The sequence below is a fragment of the Marinovum sp. PR37 genome, assembly GCF_028807375.1.
GTDB lineage: Bacteria > Pseudomonadota > Alphaproteobacteria > Rhodobacterales > Rhodobacteraceae > Marinovum > Marinovum algicola.
Map to the genome: position 1 here is coordinate 137,852 of NZ_JARAML010000004.1, position 21,838 is coordinate 159,689.

Annotated in this window: 19 protein-coding genes; 6 read left to right on the forward strand and 13 right to left on the reverse strand. The window is 66.5% G+C overall.

Translation table 11 applies throughout. The features are described from left to right. Positions 1-42: 42 nt before the first annotated feature. Genes PVW49_RS05200 through PVW49_RS05210 form a run of 3 tightly spaced genes read left to right on the forward strand, consistent with a single transcriptional unit; the run spans position 43 to position 3,450 of the window. Positions 43-1,362, forward strand: a complete 1,320-nt coding sequence (locus tag PVW49_RS05200) for an aspartate aminotransferase family protein (protein WP_274590058.1) — start codon at positions 43-45, stop codon at positions 1,360-1,362. A gap of 28 nt (positions 1,363-1,390) precedes the next feature. After that, the gene (locus PVW49_RS05205; RefSeq protein ID WP_274562784.1) at positions 1,391-1,954 is read left to right on the forward strand and encodes a carboxymuconolactone decarboxylase family protein; all 564 of its coding nucleotides are present in this window, start codon (positions 1,391-1,393) and stop codon (positions 1,952-1,954) included. Positions 1,955-1,971: 17 nt separating this feature from the next. Further along, positions 1,972-3,450, forward strand: coding sequence for an NAD-dependent succinate-semialdehyde dehydrogenase (locus PVW49_RS05210; protein ID WP_048530724.1), 1,479 nt, complete (start codon positions 1,972-1,974; stop codon positions 3,448-3,450). Positions 3,451-3,516: 66 nt separating this feature from the next. On the opposite strand, the gene PVW49_RS05215 is transcribed toward PVW49_RS05210, so the two are convergent. From PVW49_RS05215 to PVW49_RS05225, 3 genes are all read right to left on the reverse strand, one after another. Beyond that, positions 3,517-3,852: a DUF2794 domain-containing protein gene (locus PVW49_RS05215; RefSeq protein WP_274590059.1), complete on the reverse strand. Its 336-nt coding sequence runs from the start codon at positions 3,850-3,852 to the stop codon at positions 3,517-3,519. Positions 3,853-3,934: 82 nt separating this feature from the next. Next, complete coding sequence (locus PVW49_RS05220) at positions 3,935-5,596, reverse strand: Y-family DNA polymerase (RefSeq protein ID WP_274590060.1); 1,662 nt, start codon at positions 5,594-5,596, stop codon at positions 3,935-3,937. A 79-nt stretch (positions 5,597-5,675) separates the two neighbouring features. After that, positions 5,676-5,984 (reverse strand): I78 family peptidase inhibitor, encoded by a 309-nt coding sequence (locus PVW49_RS05225; protein WP_274590061.1) that lies wholly within the window; start codon positions 5,982-5,984, stop codon positions 5,676-5,678. Between the two features lie 187 nt (positions 5,985-6,171). Here PVW49_RS05225 and PVW49_RS05230 point away from each other — a divergent pair, with 187 nt between their 5' ends. Beyond that, positions 6,172-7,284 (forward strand): S-(hydroxymethyl)glutathione dehydrogenase/class III alcohol dehydrogenase, encoded by a 1,113-nt coding sequence (locus PVW49_RS05230; RefSeq protein ID WP_048530717.1) that lies wholly within the window; start codon positions 6,172-6,174, stop codon positions 7,282-7,284. 154 nt (positions 7,285-7,438) lie between these two features. Beyond that, a complete protein-coding gene (locus PVW49_RS05235; RefSeq protein ID WP_048530716.1) occupies positions 7,439-8,134 on the forward strand; it encodes an NYN domain-containing protein in 696 nt (231 codons plus the stop codon). Between the two features lie 26 nt (positions 8,135-8,160). Here the strand turns inward: PVW49_RS05235 and PVW49_RS05240 are convergent, their stop codons facing one another. The 5 genes from PVW49_RS05240 to PVW49_RS05260 all read right to left on the reverse strand — a co-directional run bounded on the left by PVW49_RS05240 (position 8,161) and on the right by PVW49_RS05260 (position 12,729). Beyond that, on the reverse strand, positions 8,161-8,769 hold the full coding sequence (locus tag PVW49_RS05240) for a class I SAM-dependent DNA methyltransferase (protein ID WP_074835264.1): 609 nt from the start codon (positions 8,767-8,769) through the stop codon (positions 8,161-8,163). Positions 8,770-8,837: 68 nt separating this feature from the next. Beyond that, a complete protein-coding gene (locus PVW49_RS05245) occupies positions 8,838-9,659 on the reverse strand; it encodes an ATP-binding cassette domain-containing protein (protein ID WP_048530713.1) in 822 nt (273 codons plus the stop codon). Between the two features lies 1 nt (position 9,660). Then, positions 9,661-10,764 (reverse strand): ABC transporter permease, encoded by a 1,104-nt coding sequence (locus PVW49_RS05250; RefSeq protein ID WP_048530711.1) that lies wholly within the window; start codon positions 10,762-10,764, stop codon positions 9,661-9,663. Positions 10,765-10,851: 87 nt separating this feature from the next. Next, on the reverse strand, positions 10,852-11,772 hold the full coding sequence (locus tag PVW49_RS05255) for a substrate-binding domain-containing protein (RefSeq protein ID WP_074835266.1): 921 nt from the start codon (positions 11,770-11,772) through the stop codon (positions 10,852-10,854). Between the two features lie 126 nt (positions 11,773-11,898). Further along, positions 11,899-12,729, reverse strand: coding sequence for a MurR/RpiR family transcriptional regulator (locus PVW49_RS05260; protein WP_074835267.1), 831 nt, complete (start codon positions 12,727-12,729; stop codon positions 11,899-11,901). 258 nt (positions 12,730-12,987) lie between these two features. On the opposite strand from PVW49_RS05260, the gene PVW49_RS05265 reads away from it, so the two are divergent. Continuing rightward, on the forward strand, positions 12,988-14,040 hold the full coding sequence (locus PVW49_RS05265; protein ID WP_274590062.1) for an AbrB family transcriptional regulator: 1,053 nt from the start codon (positions 12,988-12,990) through the stop codon (positions 14,038-14,040). A 13-nt stretch (positions 14,041-14,053) separates the two neighbouring features. Here PVW49_RS05265 and guaD read toward each other — a convergent pair whose 3' ends face one another. The 5 genes from guaD to xdhA form a co-directional block, all read right to left on the reverse strand. Continuing rightward, a complete protein-coding gene (gene guaD / locus PVW49_RS05270; protein WP_274590063.1) occupies positions 14,054-15,382 on the reverse strand; it encodes a guanine deaminase in 1,329 nt (442 codons plus the stop codon). A 95-nt stretch (positions 15,383-15,477) separates the two neighbouring features. Then, the gene (locus tag PVW49_RS05275) at positions 15,478-17,061 is read right to left on the reverse strand and encodes a xanthine/uracil/vitamin C permease (RefSeq protein ID WP_074835271.1); all 1,584 of its coding nucleotides are present in this window, start codon (positions 17,059-17,061) and stop codon (positions 15,478-15,480) included. A gap of 61 nt (positions 17,062-17,122) precedes the next feature. Next, complete coding sequence (gene xdhC / locus PVW49_RS05280) at positions 17,123-17,971, reverse strand: xanthine dehydrogenase accessory protein XdhC (RefSeq protein ID WP_074835273.1); 849 nt, start codon at positions 17,969-17,971, stop codon at positions 17,123-17,125. Further along, positions 17,971-20,301 (reverse strand): xanthine dehydrogenase molybdopterin binding subunit, encoded by a 2,331-nt coding sequence (xdhB, locus tag PVW49_RS05285; RefSeq protein WP_274590064.1) that lies wholly within the window; start codon positions 20,299-20,301, stop codon positions 17,971-17,973. Before xdhB ends, xdhC begins: the two co-directional genes overlap by 1 nt. A gap of 13 nt (positions 20,302-20,314) precedes the next feature. After that, positions 20,315-21,772 carry a xanthine dehydrogenase small subunit gene (xdhA, locus tag PVW49_RS05290; RefSeq protein ID WP_274590065.1) on the reverse strand — a complete coding sequence of 486 codons (1,458 nt, stop codon included), beginning with the start codon at positions 21,770-21,772 and terminating at the stop codon, positions 20,315-20,317. Between the last annotated feature and the right edge of the window lie 66 nt (positions 21,773-21,838).

Genomic DNA, 21,838 nt, shown 5'->3' on the forward strand with positions numbered 1-21,838 from the left:
CTGCGCCGGACCGACCCGGTTGCCACATCAGGAGCTCCGCCGATGAACCATGTCTTTCCCCGCCACAGCAAAGCCAAGCTTCCCACCGCCGTTGGCGGCGAGGGGTGTTATCTGATCGACGCAGACGGAAAGCGCTATCTCGATGGCTCGGGCGGCGCAGCGGTCTCCTGCCTGGGTCATGGCGATACCGAAGTGGTCGAGGCGGTCAAGGCCCAGCTCGACAGGCTGGCCTTTGCCCACACCGGATTTTTCACCTCGGAATCGGCCGAGGAGCTGGCCGATCTGCTGATCGCAAACGCGCCCGAAGGCATCGACCGGGTCTATCTGGTCTCTGGCGGCTCCGAGGCGACGGAAGCCGCGATCAAGCTGGCACGGCAATATTGGGTCGAAAAGGGCGAGCCGCAGCGCGGCAAGCTGATCGCCCGCAAGCAGAGCTATCACGGCAATACCATCGGCGCGCTCAGCGCCGGCGGCAATGAATGGCGCCGGGCGCAATTCGGGCCGCTGCTGCTCGACGTGAGCCATATCGACCCCTGCTACGAATACCGGCTGCGCCACGAGGGCGAGAGCCCCGAGGAGTACGGCCGCCGCGCTGCCGATGCGCTGGAAACGGAAATCCAGCGTCTCGGGCCGGAGAATGTCATGGGTTTCATGGCCGAACCGGTGGTGGGCGCCACCGCCGGCGCGCTGGCCCCCGCGCCGGGCTATTTCCAGCGCATCCGCGAAATCTGCGACCGCCATGGCGTGCTGCTGATCCTTGACGAGGTGATGTGCGGCATGGGCCGGACCGGCACGCTCTTTGCCTGTGAACAGGATGGCGTGCGCCCCGATATCCTCTGCGTCGCCAAGGGGCTTGGCGCGGGCTATCAGCCGATCGGCGCCATGCTCTGCACCGCCGAGATCTATGACACCATCGCCCAGGGCTCGGGCTTCTTTCAGCATGGTCATACCTACATGGGCCACCCGGCGGCGGCGGCGGCCGGCAAGGCGGTGGTCTCGGCGATCCTCGACCGCGGGCTGCTGCCCCGGGTGCAGGAGATGGGCGAGAAACTGCATGCCAAGCTCACCGACCGTTTCGGCCAGCACCCGCATGTCGGCGACATCCGCGGCCGCGGGCTGTTCCGCGCCATCGAGCTGGTCGAGGACCGCGACAGCAAGGAACCCTTCGATCCGGCGCGCGGGCTGGCGGCCAGGATCAAGAAGGCGGCCTTTGCCGAGGGGCTGATCTGTTACCCGATGTCCGGCACGCTCGACGGCCGGCGCGGCGACCATGTGCTGCTGGCGCCGCCCTTCATCATCGAAGAGGCCCAGCTCGATGAATTGGTCGATAAACTGGACCGCGCCATCGAGGCTTCTATCTGATGTCTCATTGCCGCAAAGGACACCGCCCATGACCGCCGCCTATCCCCTGCCCCCGATCTCCGACGCCGACTGGCCGGAAGAGATCGCCGACATGACCGGCGGCTTCGCGGGCAAACTCAACGTCTATCGCACCATGGCGCATGACCCGGCGCTGCTGCGGGCCTGGACCGATCTGCGCCAGCACGTCGTACTCGAAAGCGCGTTGGGGCTGGAGCTTGTCGAAGTGGTGATCCTGCGCACCGGGGTGCGGCTGAACTCGCGGTACGAATGGCAACAGCACATCTCGCGCGCCCGCAAGGTGGGCTTCGACGATGCCCGCATCGCCACGATCCGCGGCGCCACCGATGCCATGGCGCCGGTCGACGCGCTGCTGGCGCGGGCGGTGGACGAGCTGTTCGACAACAAGCAGCTCTCGCCGATGACCGCCAAGGCGCTGGCCGAGACCTACGGCAAGGAAGGGATGATCGACCTGATGGCGACGGTCGGCTTCTATTCCACGCTGGGCTTTATCCTGAAAACCTGTGGCACGCCGCTCGACGATGACATCGCCGGAGAACTGGCGGCGCGCCCCTTTCCCGAAACCGAAAACTGAGACTAGGAGTTTCTCCCATGCTCGACCAACAGACCGATCTCGCTTCTCTTCTGAACGATCCCGAATTGATCGCGACCAAGGCCTATCTGGCCGGTGAATGGCGCGACGCCAAGGATGGCGCGACCTTTGACGTGACCAACCCGGCGCGCGGCGACGTCATTGCCAAGGTGGCCGACCTCTCGCGCGAGGAATGCGCCGAGGCGATCGATGCCGCCTACAAGGCCCAGAAGGACTGGGCGCAATGGACCGGCAAGGAACGCGCCGGCGTGCTGCGCAAATGGTTCGACCTGATGGTCGAACATGCCGAGGATCTGGGCAGGATCCTGACCGCCGAACAGGGCAAGCCGCAGGCCGAGGCCAAGGGCGAGGTGATGTATGGCGCCTCGTTCATCGAATGGTTCGCCGAAGAGGCCAAGCGCGCCTATGGCGAAACAATCCCCGGCCACCAGCGCGACAAGCGGATCACCGTGATCACCCAGCCGATCGGCGTTGCCGCCTCGATCACGCCCTGGAACTTCCCCAATGCGATGATCACCCGCAAGGCCGGCCCGGCGCTGGCCTCGGGCTGCGCCTTTGTCGCCCGCCCCGCCGCCGAGACGCCGCTCTCGGCGCTGGCGCTGGGTGTGCTGGCCGAGCGCGCCGGCATTCCGCATGGCGTCTTTTCGGTCATTCCCTCGTCGCGCTCCTCCGAGATCGGCAAGGAATTCTGCGAGAACCCCAAGGTCCGCAAGCTGACCTTCACCGGCTCGACCGAAGTGGGCCGCATCCTGCTTCGTCAGGCCGCCGATCAGGTGATGAAATGCTCGATGGAGCTCGGCGGCAATGCGCCCTTCATTGTGTTCGACGACGCCGATCTGGATGCCGCTGTCGAAGGCGCAATGATCTCGAAATACCGCAACAACGGCCAGACTTGCGTCTGCGCCAACCGCATCTACGTGCAATCGGGCGTCTATGACGAATTCGCTGAGAAGCTGGCCAAGGCGGTGGCCGGCATGAAGGTCGGCGACGGTCTCTCGGGCGAGCCGACAGTGGGCCCGCTGATCAATCAGGAAGCGGTCGAAAAGGTCGAAGAGCACATCGCCGACGCCAAATCCAAGGGCGGCAAGGTGATCCAGGGCGGCAAGCGCCACGAGCTGGGCGGCACCTTCTTCGAGCCGACAGTGATCACTGGCGCCACCCGCGAGATGGTGTTCTCGCAGGACGAGACCTTTGGCCCGATGGCTCCGCTCTACAAGTTCGACACCGTCGACGAGGTGATCGAGCTGGCCAATGACACGATCTTCGGGCTGGCCTCGTATTTCTATGCCAAGGACCTGAGCCGCGTGACCAAGGTGCAGGAAGCGCTGGAATACGGCATGGTCGGGGTGAACACCGGGCTGATCTCGACCGAGGTGGCGCCCTTTGGCGGTGTCAAGCAATCCGGCCTCGGCCGCGAAGGCAGCCGCCACGGGATGGATGAATTCATGGAAATGAAGTACATCTGTACCTCTGTATAAGCCAGAGGTCTCCGGGGTTGCGGCCCCGGAGACCACCACCCCACCGGGCGCCTCGGGCGCCGGCGATCACTCCACCGCGCGGATCAGCTTGCGTTCCAGCACCCGCAGGACGGCGCGCAGGTCATGGCCGCGCTTGAGCACCTGCCCCTCCATGCCGATCACCGCATAAAGCCCCTGCCGGTTGCGCAGCTTGGGGCGTTTTTCGATCCGGTAGAGCGGGTTCTCGGCGGTGCGGCGAAAAACCGAGAAAATCGCCACTTCGTGCAGGTTCGAGATGCCGTAGTCGCGCCACTCACCGGCGGCGACCATGCGGCCGTAAAGCGACAGGATCACCCCCAGCTCGGCGCGCTGAAAGGCCACCACCTCCGGCCCGGCGCCGGGAAAAGGGGAAAAACTGTTCATACAAGGAGAGTTGCGCGCTTTGCACCGCAAATCAAGCACCCGCGTCGCAGCGCCACGGAACTGTGACGCCAACGCCCGGGTGTCACGCGAAACTCCCCTGGCAGAACCACCCCGAGGACATCGATGCGCCATGGGCATAAAACAACCAGAGCGCGTCGCCCTCGGCGCAGGTCACCCGCCAGTAATCGCGCTGGCCCGAGCGCCATGCGGGATCGTCGAGCCACCATTCCGGCGCGATCCGCTCCGGCCCCTGCGCCGAGGTCAGGTGCAGATCGCGGCCGCGCCAGCGCAGGCGCTCCGGCGGCCGGGGCACATCGGGCGCCTGCACCGGTTCGGGCCGCCAGAGCAGCAGCGGCCGGGGCCGCGCCGGCGGCGCCCAGGCGGCAGCCGGCTCCGACCAGGCGGCGGCCAGCACGGTTTCGGTCTTTTCCGGGATATGGCTGTCGCCGGGGTGGCGGCGGGTGATCGCCTCCATCCCCACCCGCGCGCCGATCCGGCCGATCAGATCGTCGAGCGCCGTGTTCGCCGCCAGCCGGGCGTTCACCGCCGCCCCGGCGCCGATATGGCCGACCGGGGTGCGCTGAGACAGCGGTTCGACCTGCACCGCCTCGAGCCGCAGCATGTCGATGCCAAAGCCGGCGTCGATCTCGTTCAGCTTCATCGCCAGCAGCGGCCGCAGCCGTTCGGGATCGTCCGAGGCCCGCGCCAGCCGCACCTCGAGCGTCTGCATGGTGTGATCGCTGCGAAAGGCCTGAAGCCTGAGCGTCCGCGCGCCCTGCCCCCGGGCGCGCAACAGCTCGGACAATCGCGGCAGAAGCCGGTCGAGCCCGGCCGCCACATCCTCTTCCAGCCCGATCGGCTCCGGCAGGGTCATCCGCACGGCGTAGCGCTGCGGCGGCGCGGCCGGGGACAGCGGCTCCGGCACCGCGCCAAAGGCCTGATCCAGCCGCAGCACCAGCCCCTTGCCGAAACGCCGCGCCAGCGCCGCCCGCGGCTGGCCCGCCAGATCGCCGATCCGCCGCAGCCCGAGCCGCGCCAGCTGCGCCGCGGTCTCCTCCTCCAGCCGCAGCGCCGCCACCGGCAGCGCCGAGAGCGCGCCACGGGTCTGCCCCGGCGGCGCGATGGTGCCGGTCTCGGCCGGGGCCAGCCGCCCGCTGGGCGCTGCGCCGCCGCGCTCCCAGTGCCGCCGCCGGGCCGCGCGCGAGCGGGTGGCGCGGGCCTCCTGATCGATGTCATCACCCGAGCGCGCATGGCCGCCGCCCTGGCCGGCAAAGCGCGCCAGCGCCCAGGCGCCGCCGCGGCTGTCGGCCAGCCCGATCCGCGCGGTCAGCCCCATGTCGCCGGTTTCTTCGACAATCCGCGCACAAAGCGCCGCCTCGCCGCCAAAGAGATGGGTGCAGCCGGTCACGTCGAGCATCAGCCCATCGCCGCCATCGCCGGCCACCCAGGGGCTGAACTTGCCGGCCCAGCGCAACAGCGCCTCGAGAAACCCCGCCTCGGCATGACGGTTGCGCCGCGCGGTGCGCAGATCGGCACTGACCGCATGGGCATCGCGCAGCGGCTGGCTCTTGTAGATCCCCACCTCCGAGGCCCGCGCCGAAACCGACGACAGGATCTGGCTGTTGCCGATATCCTCGACCACGGCAAAGGGCACCTCGTGCAAGGCAGCTTCGGCGCGCGCCTGACGCAACAGGCGTTCGGCCCCGAGACGGGGAAACCAGAGAGAGAGCAGACGGCGGGGCATGGCAGAACAGGCAGCTTTGTTCGCTATATGTTCTCATACCTACCAGCCGCGTCACCCGATGTCGAGCGCCGCCGGGACGTCAGCCGCAGAAGACGCGGGTGATCCGTCCGGTCTCGTCGATCTCGATGTTGGTGCGCGCCGGCAGGTAATCCATCGTCCGCATGTCGCCGGGCCGCAGAATCCGCTTGGGCGCCGGAACACGCTCGGCCGCCTCCACTGGTTCGCCGACAAGGCCGGCACGGGCGCCGGGCGCGCAGGGCGTCGCCTCCCCCGGCGGCGGATGTTGTGGCCCCGCCCCCTGCGCGATCTCTCCGTCCTCGGGCAGACAGCCCGCCAGGGCCAGCAGAAGGGCCGGCATCACCCCGGCGAAAGACAGACGATATTGCATGGCACCTCCGATCCTGGCCCGCCCCGGTGCTCCGCCGTCCGGCGCGGAAACGCCGGGGAAAAGACCGCCCCGGCGCCCCCCTGCTAACAGAAAACCTCTGCCCCGGCCCGCAAATTCCCCGCGCCGGCCTTGATCCCGGCAAAGCTTTGCCACAGGGTCTGCCGGACATTTACCAGGGAGAGTGATCATGCGCACCAAAGCCGCCGTGGCCCTTGAGGCCGGCAAACCGCTGGAGATCATGGAAGTGAACCTCGAAGGCCCCAAGGAAGGCGAGGTTCTGGTCGAGATCAAGGCCACCGGCATCTGCCACACCGATGAATTCACCCGTTCGGGCGCCGACCCCGAGGGGCTCTTTCCCGCCATTCTGGGCCATGAGGGCGCCGGCGTCGTCGTCGAGGTCGGCCCCGGCGTCAAGGATCTCAAGCCCGGCGATCACGTGATCCCGCTTTATACCGCCGAATGCCGCGAGTGCGAATATTGCCTGCACCCCAAGACCAACCTCTGCCAGAAGGTGCGCGCGACCCAGGGCAAGGGCGTGATGCCCGATGGCACCTCGCGCTTTTCCATGCTCGATGGCACGCCGATCCTGCATTACATGGGCTGCTCGACCTTTTCGAACTATACCGTCCTGCCCGAGATCAGCCTCGCGAAAATCCGCCAGGACGCGCCGTTCGACAAGGTCTGCTACATCGGCTGCGGCGTCACCACCGGCATCGGCGCGGTGATCTATACCGCCAAGGCCGAGATCGGCAGCCGCGCCATCGTCTTCGGCCTCGGCGGCATCGGGTTGAACGTGATCCAGGGCCTGCGGCTGGCGGGGGCGGATCAGATCGTCGGGGTCGATCTGAACGATGACAAGAAGGCGATGGCGACCAAGTTCGGCATGACCGATTTCGTCAACCCGTCCAAGGTCGAGGGCGATCTGGTGGGCCATCTGGTCGAGCTGACCGGCGGCGGCGCCGATTACACCTTTGACGCCACCGGCAACGTGCAGGTGATGCGCACGGCGCTGGAATCGGCACACAAGGGCTGGGGCGAATCGATCATCATCGGCGTGGCGCCGGCGGGGGCCGAGATCTCGACGCGGCCCTTCCAGCTTGTCACCGGCCGGGTCTGGCGCGGCACCGCCTTTGGCGGCGCCCGTGGCCGGACCGATGTGCCGAAAATCGTCGATTGGTACATGGACGGCAAGATCGACATCGACCCGATGATTACCCACACCATGCCGCTCGAGGACATCAACAAGGGTTTCGACCTGATGCACAAGGGCGAGTCGATCCGCTCGGTCGTGGTTTATTGATCCGGGCGGTGGGGTGAATCCCACCCTGCGCAAACGCGCATCGCCGGCCCCGGGCCGGCGATGCGCTGCGGCCTGCCCCCAAGTCATCCCGGACAGCGCCCGCGCCATGACGCTTTAAATTGACGCTGGCGGCGCTTGGCCTCATGGTCCGCGCATGTCAGATGATACCAATCTCCTCGCCGTCCTGATCGACGCCGACAACACCTCTCCGAAATACACCAAGGCAATCTTTGACGAGATCGCCTCGCTGGGCGAGGCCAGCGTGCGCCGCTGCTATGGTGATTTCTCGTCGCAGCAGATGGCCGGATGGTCGCGCGTGCAGGCCGAATTCGGGCTTGTCCCGCACCACCAGCCCGCCAATACCGTGGGCAAGAACGCCTCGGACATTGCGCTGGTGATCGATGCCATGGACCTGCTGCATACCGGCCGCTTCGACGGCTTCGTGCTGGTCTCTTCCGACAGCGATTTCACCCGCCTCGCCAGCCGCATCCGCGAACAGGGGCTGGCGGTCTACGGCATGGGCCAGCGCAAGACGCCGGATGCCTTCCGCAAGGCCTGCAAACGCTTCATCTTTCTCGAAAACCTCGGCGAGGAAGAGCCCCGCGAAACCCCCTCGAGCCGGCCGCTCGATGAGGCCCGCAACCTGATCTTCAAGGCGATGGAGGGGATCGAACAGGGCGACGAATGGTACACCCTGGGCCAGATCGGCCAGTTCATCATCGCCGCCAATCCCGATTTCGACACCCGTTCCTATGGCCACCGCAAGCTGAGCGATCTGGTCGCCCGGCTCAAGGTGTTCGAGACCCGCACGGGCCCCGGCAATCAGCTCATGGTGCGCCGCGTCGACTGACGCCTGACGGCCCGACCCGCCCGGCGCTAGGTGATCCGCCGCGCCATCATCACGCTGTGGCTGGCGCAATCCGGGTCTTCCGCCAGGAACCCGGTCAGCCGCAGCCCCAGCTCTTCGAGCAGCACGGCATACCCCGCCGGCGACAGGCTGGCGTGATAGACCGTGGCCGCGCCGACCGTGCCGCTGGCCTCGCCGGCCTCCGGCCCGGCGGTGAACAGCAGGCTGCCGCCGGGCGCCAGATGCGCCGCCATCCGGCGCAGCGTCTCGCGCTGTTCCGCCTCGGTCAGATGGAAGAAACTGTCCCAGGCGATGATCCCGTCGAAACGCTCGCCGAGATCGAGGCTGCGCATGTCGGCCTGGCGCCAGTCACCTTCGGGCCAGCGCTGCCGCGCGATGTCGAGCATGGCGCCGGCGAAATCCACCCCGGTCAGGGTAAACCCCTCGGCCATGAACCAGCGCGCGATCGGCTCGCCGGCACCACAGCCCAGGTCGAGCACTCGGCCGCCCTCGGGCAGGCAGGCGGCAAACCGCGCCAGCCAGCGGGCCTCGAAAAGACTGCGCGAGCGCTGCGCGTCATAGGCCGCGGCCTGGGCTTCATAGACCGCGCGGGTCTGGTCCGGATCTGCTTGCGTCATCGTCGAGGCTCCTTGAAACGAAAACGGGCGAGGCCCTGCCCCGCCCGCCTGGGTCGGTCTTACACCGTTCAGACCGTGCCGCCCAGAGAGCCTTCGAGCTGGGCCATTTCCTGGCCGCCGGCCATCAGATCCTGCAATTGTTCGGGCGAGATTTCGCCGCGCTGCGCGGTGCCCAGGGTCTTGCCCCGGTTGAGCACGGTAAAGCGGTCCCCCACTGCCAGCGCATGGCGCACGTTGTGGCTGATGAAGACCACGCCGATGCCCTGCTTGCGCACCTTGTCGATGGTCGCCAGCACGTTCGAGGTCTGGCGCACGCCCAGCGCCGAGGTCGGCTCGTCGAGGATCAGGATCTTGGCCCCGAAATGCACCGCCCGGGCAATCGCCACGGTCTGACGTTCGCCGCCGGAAAGCGTGCCCACCGCCTGATCCGGCGCGCGCAGGTTGATCCCCATCTGCCGCATCTCGGTCATGGTGATCTCGTTCATCCGGGCCACGTCCATGCGCTTCAGCGGCCCGCGCCCGATGGTCGGTTCGCGTCCCATGAAGAAATTGCGCGTCACGCTCATCAGCGGGATCATCGCCAGATCCTGGAACACCGTGGCAATCCCCGCCTCCATCGCATCGCGCGGCGAGGAGAAATCCATCGTCTTGCCTTCGAACAGGATCTCGCCATGGGTCGGCTTATGCACCCCCGACATGGTCTTGATGAAGGTCGATTTTCCGGCGCCGTTGTCGCCCAGAAGGCAATGGCACTCACCCGGCTTGACGTCAAAGCTGACACCGGCGAGCGCGATGATATTGCCGAAGTGCTTTTCGATGTCCTTCATCTCGACGATCGGCGCGGCATTGTTGGGCGCATCGCCGTGGTGGAACTTGGTATCCTCGGTCATTTTACCGTTCTCCCGTGACGCGCTTGCGGATGGCGTTGTTGAACAGGACCGCGATCAGCAGCATGCCGCCCAGGAAGACCTGGAACCAGTCCTGATCGAAATCGGTGTAGGTCAGGCCGATCACCACCATGCCGAAGATGATCGAGCCAAAGAACGCGCCGATGGCCGAGCCGTAGCCGCCGGTCAGCAGACAGCCGCCGATCACCGCGGCGATGATCGCCTCGAATTCCTTTTGAAAGCCCCGGCGCGAGTCGGTCGAGCCGGCGTCCATCACCGTGATGATCGCCACCAGCGCCGCACAGCAGGCGGTGACCATGAAGAGCGAGATCTTGACCCGGCGCACCGGCACACCCGAATTGGTGGCGGCGTTGCTGTCGCCGCCGGCGGCAAAGATCCAGTTGCCGGCGGGCGTGCGCAGCAGCACCCAGGTCGCCAGCAGCGCGATGATCACGAACCAGATGATCTCGATCGGCAGGCCCGGCACCTTGGGATTGCCGTTCTTGAAGGTCTCGACGATGCCCTTTTCGGCCAGCCAGGCGAACAGCCCGCCAAAGGCGTCGCCGGAAAAGAATGGCGCCAGCCAGTCGCCTTCGGTGGCATCGCGCACGCCGCGCAGCTGGGTCGAACCGCCGGTGGCCAGCTTGAGCCCAACCAGCGACAAGCCGCGCAGGATGAAGAGGAAGGCCAGCGTCACGATGAAAGACGGCAGGCCCGAGCGGATCACGATAAAGCCGTTGATCGATCCGACGCAGGCGGCAAAGACAAAGGTCGCCGGAATGGCAATCACCAGCGGCAGGCCGAAGGTCACGGTCGCGGCGGCAAAGAACAGACCGGCAAAGGCCACCATCGAACCGATCGAAAGGTCAAATTCGCCGCCGATCATCAGGAGCGCCGCACCGATGGCCAGAATGCCGAGCTGGGCGGCGGGGGTCATGAAGTTGATGATCCCCGAGGTGGTGAACATCGCGGCGTCGGCAGTTGCCAGAAAGAACACCGTGACAAGGATGACCCCCGCAATCGCGCCCAGCTCGGGGCGCTTCATGATGCGGGCGCCAAGACCCTCGGATTTGAGCCGTTCATCGACGGCGGGCGAACTGTCGGACATGATTTCCTCCTGAGACCTGCGAATACAAGGGGGCCGTGGCGCGGCACACGCCACGGCCCCCATCGTTCGCAATCGAAAAATTGCGGATTAACGGATGCCCTGAGCCGACAGCTCGATCGCCTGACCGGCCTTTTCCTGGGTGACCAGGTTCGGACCCGAGGGCACATTGCCACCCGGCATCAGGCCGTATTTGGCGTTGTTGGCCAGGAACACGACCGGCAGGTAGCCTTGCAGGAACTGCTGCTGATCGATGGCGAAGGCCGCGTCGCCTGCGGCGATCGACTCGAGGAAGTTGGCCGAGAGGTCGAAGGATGCGACGTTGACATCGCGGCCCGAGGCCTTGGCCGCCGCCAGCGAGGGCTCGCCCGCGAGGCTGGCCCCCAGTGCCATCACCGTGTCGACATCTTCGTTCGAGGCCAGTGCCGCCGAGACCTTGGATTCGATTTCCGCCGGGTCGTTGCCGGTGGGCAGAACCTCGACCGAGCCGCCAAAGCCCTCTTCGAAGCCCGAGCAGCGCAGATCGAGCGCCACGTTGCCGACCTCGTGGTTGACGCAGATCGCGGTGGTGCCGCCCATTTCGGCCAGCTTCGCGCCGGCCGCCTTGCCGGCGTCGAATTCCGACTGGCCGACATGCAGCGCCGCGCCCAGTTCGGCGGCGACGTCAGAGCCGGAGTTCATCGAGATCACCGGAATGCCGGCCTGGGTCGCACGCATGATCGACGGCCCGAGCGCGTCGCCATCGGGGATCGAGACGACGATGCCGTCGGGCTCCTGGTTGACGGCGGCGTCGATCAGCTGGCTCATCGCCACCATGTCGAAGGTTTCCGGGGCGCGGTATTCCACATTGGCACCGGTATGCTGTGCGGCAAGGTCCACGCCGTTTTTCACGACCGACCAGAACGGGTCGTTCGCCTGGCCGTGGCTGACGACGATGATGTCCTGCGCCAGCGCGGGCGCGGCCATGCCGACGGCCGCGGCAAAGGCTGCGGTTTTCAGAAATTTGGTCATGAGTCCTCCCTTTGACCTGATCGGGGGATTTTCCCCTCGGTTTTCCCGGCCCTCGCCGGCGGCCCATTCCGCCCCTCTCCGGCAAAATGGAATGTTTATTCCACTACTCTCGAATCGGACGCAAAGTCAACTCCGTTGACGCAAGGCGCTGACCGATACGGCAAGCGCCGTGGTCAGGGTGGTCGCGGCATTCAGCGCCCTGAATCCGATCACCTCGTCCTCGCGCACGATCAGCACCTCGCGGGCGCTTTCGACCAGCGGACAGGCCCCGGAATCCGTGAGGCCGAAGACCGTGACGCCCCGTGCAGACGTCGCCTTGGCCAGCCGCAGCGTCTCGTCCGAAAACGGTGCAAAGGTCACCGCGAACAGCACGTCTCCCGGCAACACGGCGCCGTGCCCCTCGATCATGCCGGCCTTGAAATGCACGCTGGCGGGAACCCCCATCTTTTCGAACAGATACCCCATGTTGCTGACCACCGAAAACGCGCGCCGCAGGCCGACCAGATGGATCACCCGCGCCTCGGCCATGCCGCGTGCAATCCGGTCAAGCCGGTCGCTGGTCACGGTATTTGACAGCGAAAGCAGTGATTTATGGCCAGCCTCGGCGAAATCTGCCAGCAAGCGCCCGGTTGAGAGCTCGCGCTCTTCCGACAGGTTGGCCAGCCGCGTGTCATAGGTCGGCCGGAAATCCGTGAACTTGGAACGCAGCAGGTCCTGCATCTCGGAATAGCCGGAAAAACCCACCGCCTGGCAAAACCGCATGTAGACCGATGGCGCCACCCCGACGGCCTGCGCCATCTCGGAAACGGTGGAGACCGCGATCAGATGCAGATGCCGGCGGGTAAAGCTGGCGCATTGCTTTAGCCGCTTGGGCATATCCTCCAGCCGGTCGTCGAGCCGTTCCAGCAATTCGGACACGCTCTCCGGCGCTTTCAGTACCTCGGCAGGCTTGTTCATGGGGGCTCCTCTCCTTCCGGGTCACATTACCCGAACCGCGACAAAATGGAACAAAAATTCCCGAATGCGCCTTATGGATGAATAATCAAGGATTTACACGCCACGCTGCGGGCCAATGGCACAGCATCGCCGTGAGGGAGCGATCCGGCAAGCTGCCGGCGCCGTATGGTGCGTCGATTGTCCGCTTGTACTTTGTATCCAATCGCATACAATTGCGTACATATCGAGTCCCCGCCGCCAACCCGCAGGAGCCGCCCCTTGTCCGACGTCGTAACCACGCTCTCCGCCACCCGACGCCGGATTCTGACTTTTGCGCTGGCCGCGTTCGGCACCGTGCTCTTTCTGGCGCTCGGCCTGCCGCTGCCCTTCCTCTTCGGGCCGATGGCAGCCTGCCTGATCGCGGCTCTGGCGCATGTACCGATCAAGGGGTTCGGCCAGGTGTCGCTGGCCGCGCGCACCATCCTCGGCGTGGCGGTGGGCGCCTCGATCACTCCGGCGCTCTTTGCCGAGCTGCCGCGCATGGTGACCTCGATCGCGCTGGTGCCGCTGTTCATCGCGGTGATCGCCCTGGTCGGCGTGCCCTATTTCCGCCGGGTCTGGGGCTTTGACGCGCCAACCGCCTATTACGCGGCGATGCCGGGCGGATTGCAGGACATGGTGATCTTTGGCACCGAGGCGGGCGGCGATCCGCGCGCGCTTTCGCTGGTGCATGCCACGCGGGTGCTGATCATCGTGACCCTGGCACCGATCATCCTGACCTATGGATATGGCGCCGGGCTGACCAATCCGATTGGCGCTCCGGCCTCGGAGCTGCCGGTGCGGGAACTGGCGCTGATGGTCGCCGCCGCCTGGATCGGCTGGAAAGGCGGCGTGCGCATCGGCCTCTTCGGCGCCTCGATCCTCGGGCCGCTGATCCTGACCGCCCTGCTCTCGCTCTCGGGGCTGATCCACGTCCGCCCCCCGCGCGAGGCGATCCTGGTGGCGCAATTCTTCATCGGCTGCGCCATCGGCGTGCATTTCCTCGGTGTCACCTTCCGCGAACTGAGGCGCGTGGTGGTCGCCGGTGTGGGCTATGTCGCCCTGCTGGCGCTGCTGGCGACCGGCTTTACCGCGCTGGCCACCCGGCTGGGGCTGGCCCGCCCGGTCGAGACCTTCCTTGCCTTCGCACCGGGCGGTCAGGCCGAAATGACCGTCCTCGCCATCGTCTCCGGTGCCGACCTGGGCTTTGTCATCACCCATCACCTGACGCGGATCATCCTGGTGATCCTCGGGGCGCCGATCGTCGCCGGGCTCATCCGCCGGCGCTCGTGAGCCCCGGCGGGGGTCAGGCGGTCACCAGCCCGGCAACCGATGTGGTCTGCGCGCGGCCCGCGACATAGACTGCCTCGACCGCCCGGTCATCGCCCATGATCTGGAGGATGAAGAGCTCTTCCGACAGGCTCTGCGCCGCCTCGGCCCGCAGCGCCATCGCCTCGGTCGCGGCCGGGTTCAGCACCACCACATCGGCCTCGGTCCCGGGCTCCAGCGTGCCGATCCGGTCCTCCAGCCCCAGCGCCACCGCATTGCCGCGCGTGATCCAGTGAAAGGCCGCCAGCGGATGCAGTTTCTGGCCCTGCAATTGCAGGATCTTGTAGCCCTCGTTCAGGGTTTGCAGCATCGAATAGCTGGTGCCGGCCCCGACATCGGTGGCGATCCCCGCCGCGATGCCGCGCGCCCGCAGGCCGGCATCGTCGAACAGGCCGGAGCCAAGGAACAGGTTCGACGTCGGGCAGAACACCGGCTTGGCACCGGTCTCGGCCAGCACCTCGATCTCGCGCGGCTCGAGGTGGATGGAATGGCCGAGCAACGTCTTGGCATGCAGCAGGCCAAAGCGTTCGTAGACACCGAGGTAATCCGGCGCCTCGGGGTAGAGCGCGCGGGTAAAGGCGATCTCGTCGCGGTTCTCGCTCAGGTGGGTCTGCACATGGCAATCGGGGTGTTCCGCCACCAGCGCGCCGGCGAGCTCCAGCTGAGCCGGGCTCGAGGTGATGGCAAAGCGCGGCGTGATGGCATATTCCGCCCGCCCGCGCCCGTGCCAGCGCGCGATCAGCGCCTTGCTCTCGTCATAGCCCTGCTGCGCCGTGTCGGTCAGCCCTTCGGGGGCATTGCGGTCCATCATCACCTTGCCACCGATCATCCGCATGTCGCGCCGCGCGGCCTCGGCAAAGAAAGCCTCGGCCGACGCGGGATGAACCGAGCAGAAGGCCACCGCCGTGGTGGTGCCATGGCCGATCAGCAGGTCATAGAACCGCGCCGCCATGGCAGCGCTGTGCGCGGGGTCGGCAAAGCCGGTTTCGGCCGGAAAGGTGTAATTGTTCAGCCAGTCGAGCAGCTGCGCCCCCCAGGAGGCAATCACCTGCACCTGCGGAAAATGGATATGGCTGTCGATGAAACCGGGCAACAGCAGGCAGGGCCGATGATCGACAAGCATGGCCCCCGGCGCGCGGGCGGCAATCTCGGCATATTCGCCCACCGCCTCGATCAGCCCGCCGGCCATCAGGATGGCACCGTCCGGGTGATAGCTGTAGGCCTCGGTGTCGCTCTCGTCCGCCGGCGCGGCGTGAAAGGTCAGCACGCGGCCGCGCAGCAGCGTCTTGTCACATGTCTGAAGCATCGTCTCTGTCTCGTTTCTCGTATGGGCGCGGGCCATGCCTGGGAGAGATGCAAGGCATGGCCCGCGCGGTGGCGGCCCTTTGGAGGGAGGGCCGTCTACTCGGCCGGCGTCCCCTGGCCATTGCTCAGCGGCAGCGCATCCTCGGCGGGTTCATCCTGGCTGTGGAACCGCGGGTAGATGAACAGGAAGCCGGCGGCGATCAGGTAGCCCATCGACACCGGGTTGAAATCCGGCCAATGCAGGCTGGCGCCGTGGATCACGCCAAAGAGCGACATTACCGCCGCCGCCAGGGCAAAGCCGCCGGCATTACGGAACCGCCCGTCGATCACCGAGGCGACAATCGCCCCCCAGATCAGCCCGGTCAGGATCGCGCCCTGCGAAAGCGCCAGATGGCCCTGGAAATGCGCGCCCTGTTGCAGGAGTGCGGCGGTCAGCGCCTCGTCCCCCAGCCGCGGCAGCCCCTCGACCCCCGAGGCGCCCAGCGCGCCCATCAGCGAGCCCCATTTGACCATCAGAAAGGCCGAGACATGCGGCATCATGGCGATCGTCACCGCTGCCATATGCGCCGGCTTGACCGATTGCGCCGTGTTGGTGATCAGCGACAAGGCCACGAAGACCAGCACAGGCGCGGCAGCGGCCACCGGGATGAGATCGTTGAGGAAGGCCAGCAGGCCAAAGATCGCCGCCACCGGGATCACCACCGCGACGCCGATGATATAGCCGGAATGCGCCCCCATCCGCTTGTAGGCCGGGTGGCCGATATAGGCGGTGGTCGGGAACGGCGAGCCAAAGAGCGCACCGATCATCGTGCCGACGCCATCGGTCACCTGGCAGGTGGCAACAGGGTAATGATCGCCCGCCGCTTCGGCGCTTTCGACGTTGTTCATGGTTTCGATGAAGTTGTAGATCTGCACCGGCACCAGCACCAGGAACAGCTCCGGGTTGGCAAAGAGGTGCTGGATGCCGGCGATCAGGTCACCGACATAGGGCAGCGGCGGATAGAAGCCGACGCCGGCAAAGCTGATCTTTGCCTCACCGATCGACAGTGCCACCAGGGTGCCGACGATCAGTGCCAGAAGGCCCGCCGGGATGTTGAACGGCAGCCGGAAGCGGCCGACCAGCCCCCAGAGGATGATGATCATCGAGGCAAAGCCCACAAAGGGGTTCTCGAACACCGTGGCCAGCGGCACCGTGCCGATGAAGACCAGCGCAATGCCGCAGAGCGTGCCGAGCATGCCGGCGCGCGGGGTGACCCGCTTGAGCCAAGGGCCGACGATGGCCCCCATGGCGGCGACGATGCCGCCCATGAAGCCCGCGCCGATGCCGACTTGCCAGGCCAGAACCGGGTCGTTCGTCGCCCAGTAGATCGGGCCGATGACGCCGAACAGATAGACAAACATCACCGGCGTCGAGATGCCGTAGGGCAGCGCCGTGACGTCGCGCCCGGTCTTTTCCGCCGCGCGTTTGGCCAGCCAGACATAGACCGCGATGCCGGCGATGATCGCCACCGCCGCGCCCGGCACGATGCGGCCAAAGACGATCTCGGCCGGCATCTGAAAGACGAACTGACAGATCCCGGCCAGCACCATCAGGTTGATCAGGTTGTCGGTGAACAGTGCCCAGAAGGCGCTGAAATCGCTGCGTGAAACCAGCTTGTAAGTGTAACTCCCATCCCGCATGGGGACCTCCTCCTTTGAAAGCGCAACCCCGGCCGCTCCTCTTCGGCCATGGGCGCGCGTGCTATTGCGCCGCGATCAGCGGTGCATTGCCCCGGTGCGGGGCCTCTGCGGCAGTTTCAGAGGTCAGCGCCGCGATCACGTCTGCCACCACGAAGGCGGCGATCACGGCTGGCCGCTTGTCGCGGCTGCCGCCTGCCCCGATGGGGCAGATGAGTTCTTCGATGGTCAGCCCATCGCAATGTTTCAGGCACCATCCGCGGAACTTCGCCCGCTTGGTGGCAGAGCCGATCAGCCCGACATAAGCCGCGTCACCGCGCTCCAGCGCCGCCGAAGCCAGCAGGAAATCCAGCCCGTGGTCATGGGTCAGCACCACAAAGGCGCTGCCCGGCGGCGCCGTCATGATGTCGATCTCGGGGATCGCGCTCTGGCGTTTCTCGACCGCGGCACTGCATTGCGCCAATTCCCCGGCCCGCTGGTCGATCAGCACGGTCCTGACCGGCAGATGCTGAAACAGGTTCGCCAGTTCGCGCCCGACATGGCCGGCGCCCAGGATATGCACCGCCGGTTCGGCCGCATCCTGCGCCTCGGCATCGGCCAGCGCCGCTGTCTTGTCGCTCTCGCGCATCCGGTGCAGCGCCAGTTCGACCCGTCCGCCGCAGCATTGGCCGATCTCCGGCCCCAGCGGCACGTCGAGCACCTGCGCCAGATCGCCGGCCGCCAGCAGCGCCCGTGCCGCCTCGATGGCGATGTGCTCCAGCCGGCCGCCGCCGATGGTGCCGCAAAGCGCCGCCTCGGTGACAAACATCTCGGTCCCCGCCTCGCGCGGCGAAGAGCCTTTCACCTCAGTCAGCCGCACCCGGACCACCGGATCGGCGGCGAGGAAGTCGCGGAGTTTCGCAGCCAGCGGCATCACTTGTCCCCCCGCAGCCGCTCCACCGCCATCAGCACGCGTTCGGGGGTGGCCGGCGCATCGAGCCGCGGGCATTCGCGGTAGTCGGCGACGCTCGCCACGGCCATCGACAGCGCTTCCAGCACCGAAATGCCCAGCATGAACGGCGGCTCGCCCACGGCCTTGGACCGTTTGATGGTGCGTTCCGGGTTCACCGACCACTCGGCAAGACCCACATTGAAGATGCGCGGCGCGTCCGAGGCCAGCGGGATCTTGTAGGTCGAGGGCGCATGGGTGCGCAGCCGGCCTTGCTTGTCCCACCACAGCTCTTCGGTGGTGAGCCATCCCATGCCCTGGATGAAGGCGCCTTCCACCTGCCCCTTGTCGAGCACCGGGTTCAGCGAGCGGCCGACGTCATGCAGGATATCGGTACGCTCGACCCGGTATTCGCCGGTCAGCGTGTCGACCGAGACCTCGGAGCAGGACGCACCATAGGCGTAGTAATAGAACGGCCGGCCACGTCCGGCAGCGCGATCCCAGTAGATATCGGGCGTCTTGTAGAAGCCCGCCGCCGAGAGATGCACCCGCGCCATGTAGGCCGCCTTGACCAGAGCGTCGAACCCCATGACCTCGTTGCCGACCTTGACCGCATTCGGCAGGAAGATGACCGCGGCGGGGTCCACCTCCCATTTGTCCGCCGCGAACTCTACCAGCCGCGCCTTGATCTGCTCGGCCGCGTCCAGCGCCGCCATGCCGTTCAGGTCGGAGCCGGACGAGGCCGCGGTGGCCGAGGTATTGGGCACCTTCTCGGTGGTGGTCCTGGTGATCTTGATCCGGGTGATATCCACCTGGAAGGCATCCGCCACCACCTGCGCCACCTTGGTGTTGAGCCCCTGCCCCATCTCGGTGCCGCCATGGTTCAGGTGGATCGAGCCATCCGAATAGACATGGATCAGGCTGCCGGCCTGGTTGTAATGCGTGGCGGTAAAGGAGATGCCGAATTTCACCGGGGTCAGGGCAATGCCGCGCTTGAGGAAGCGGCTCTGCGCGTTGAACTCCAGGATCGCCTTGCGACGGGCCTGATAGTCGGCGCTATTTTCCAATTCGCCCACCAGCCGCTCGAGAATATTGTCCGTCACCTGCTGGTGATAGGGCGTCAGGTCGCGGCCCTCGAGCCCATAGAAATTCGCCTTCCGCACCTCCAGCGGATCCTTGCCCAGAGCAAAGGCGATCTCTTCGATCATCCGCTCGGCGGCAACCACGCCCTGCGGCCCGCCAAAGCCGCGAAAGGCGGTGTTGGAGACCGTGTTGGTCTTCATCGGCCGCGAGGTCAGGCGGACATGCGGATAGAAATAGGCGTTGTCGGCATGAAACAGCGCGCGGTCGGTGACCGGGCCCGAGAGGTCCGAGGACCAGCCGCAGCGGGCGGCGAATTCGCCTTCGACCGCCTGAATGCACCCGGCCTCGTCAAACGCCACGTCGTAATCGATGACAAAATCATGCCGCTTGCCGGTGGCGCTCATGTCCTGATCGCGGTCGGGGCGGATTTTCACCGGGCGGTCCCACTTTTTCGCCGCCAGCGCCGCGACGCAGGCAAAGAGGTTCATCTGGCTTTCCTTGCCGCCGAAGCCGCCACCCATGCGCCGCACGTTGACCGTGACCGCGTTCGACGGCACGCCCAGCACATGCGCGACCATGTGCTGCGCCTCGCTCGGGTGCTGGGTCGAGCAATGCACCACCACATCGTCATCCTCGCCCGGAATGGCAAAGGAGATCTGCCCCTCGAGGTACATGTGATCCTGGCCACCCACGTTGAGCCGGCCGGTGATCCGGTGCGGCGCCTCGGCAAAGCCTGTCGCCACATCGCCGCGCTCGAGCTTGAGCGGATCGGTGATATGCGGATAGCCGGCCGCCTGTGCCTGCAACGGATCGAGCGCATGCGGCAGGTCCTCGACCTCCATCTGCGCCAGCTCGGCGGCGCGGCGGGCGGCGTCCCGGCTCTCGGCCACCACGGCAAACAGCGGCTGGCCGTGGAATTCGATCAGATCGGTCGGAAAGACCGGCTCGTCGTTGCGGCCGGTGGGCGAGATGTCATTGGCACCGGGAATGTCGGCGGCGGTGAGCACGCCGATCACGCCGGGCGCGGCCCGGACGGCGGAGAGATCGAGCGATCTGATCCGCGCATGGGTGACATCGGACGTGCCAAGATAGGCATGCAGCGTGCCCGCCGGCTCGGCGATGTCGTCGCAATATTCGGCCCGGCCGGTGACATGTTTGATGGCGCTGTCGTGGCGCAGGTCGCTGTGGACGGCGCCCCGGATCGCCTCGGTGCTGGTGATCTGGTCTTTCATGGTGGTCCCTCCCTTATGCCACGGCCAGCCGGACGGGCGCCTGGCCCTCCTGCTCGTGGAAAAAGCGGCGCAGCAGATTGGCGGCCGCGGCGGCACGGTATTCGGCGCTGGCGCGCCAGTCGGTGAGCGGGGTGAAATCGCCGGCAAGCGCCACGGCGGCCGCCTCGAAGGCGGTTTCGTGCCAGGCCTGGCCGACAAGGGCGGCTTCTGCCGCGACCGCACGCCTCGGCGTGGCGGCCATGCCTCCGAAGGCCAGCCTGGCATCGCTGATGATGCCGTCCTGCACCGTGACACGAAAGCCCGCGGCGACCGAGGAAATATCCTCGTCCCGGCGTTTGGATATCTTGTAGGCGGCGTGGCGCTCGCCTGCCTGCGAAAGCGGCAGGCGGATCTCCTCGACGAACTCGCCCTGCGCGCGATCCTGCTTGCCATAGTCGATGAAGAACGCCTCGAGCGGCAGCACCCGGCGCTCCGCGCCCCGACGCAGCACTACCTCGGCGCCCATGGCGATCAGCACCGGCGGGGTATCACCGATCGGCGAGCCATTGGCGATATTGCCGCCGATGGTGCCCATGTTGCGCACCTGCCAGCCGGCGATGCGGCTCCAGTAGTCCGCCAGATGCGGGACATGTTCGGCAATCACCGGGCCAAGCTCGGAATAGCTGACCCCGGCGCCGATGCGCAGGCTGTCGCCGTCGCGGTCAATGCGCTTGAGCCCTTCGAGATGGCCGATGAAGATCGCCGGGCTGATCGGCTTGAGGAACTTGGTCACCCAGAGCCCCACATCGGTGGCTCCGGCCACCACCGTCGCCTGCGGATGCGCGGCGTAGAGATCCGCGAAATCATCGATATCAGCCGGCAGGATGGCGCGGTTGTCCGCCGGCCCGGTCTCGACCCGCGCGCCGTCGCGCAGAGCGGTGAGCGCCTCGGTCACCGCCGCGCGCTCCCGGGTCAGCAGGTCGGCGGTGGGCGTGCCGTAGCGGCTGACCGCCACGGCGGCGCGGATGATCGGGGCATAGCCGGTGCAGCGGCAGAGATTGCCCTGAATGGCGGTCTCGACCTCGTCGGCCGTGGGCTCGGACCGTTCCATCCAGAGCGCGTAAAGCGACATGACAAAACCCGGCGTGCAGAAGCCGCATTGGCTGCCGTGAAATTCGACCATCGCCTGTTGCACCGGATGCAGCGCCCCGTCCGGCCCGCGCAGATGCTCGATGGTGACCACATGGCAACCATCGAGCGTGGCCAGAAAGCGGATACAGGCATTGACCGCCTCATACCGCAACTGGCCATCTGCCAGCCGCCCGACCAGCACGGTGCAGGCGCCGCAATCGCCCTCGGCGCAGCCTTCCTTGGTGCCGGTCAGTCGCCGGTTGAGGCGCAGGAAATCAAGCAGGGTCTGCGCGGCAGAGACATCGGGCAGCGCCACCGGCGCCCCGTTGAGCAGAAAGCGGATCTCGTTGCGGCTGTGCATCTGGTTCCTCCCGAAGCGTACAATGGCTTGGAAGCAGGTCTACGCCTTTTGTCCTTCAACGAATAC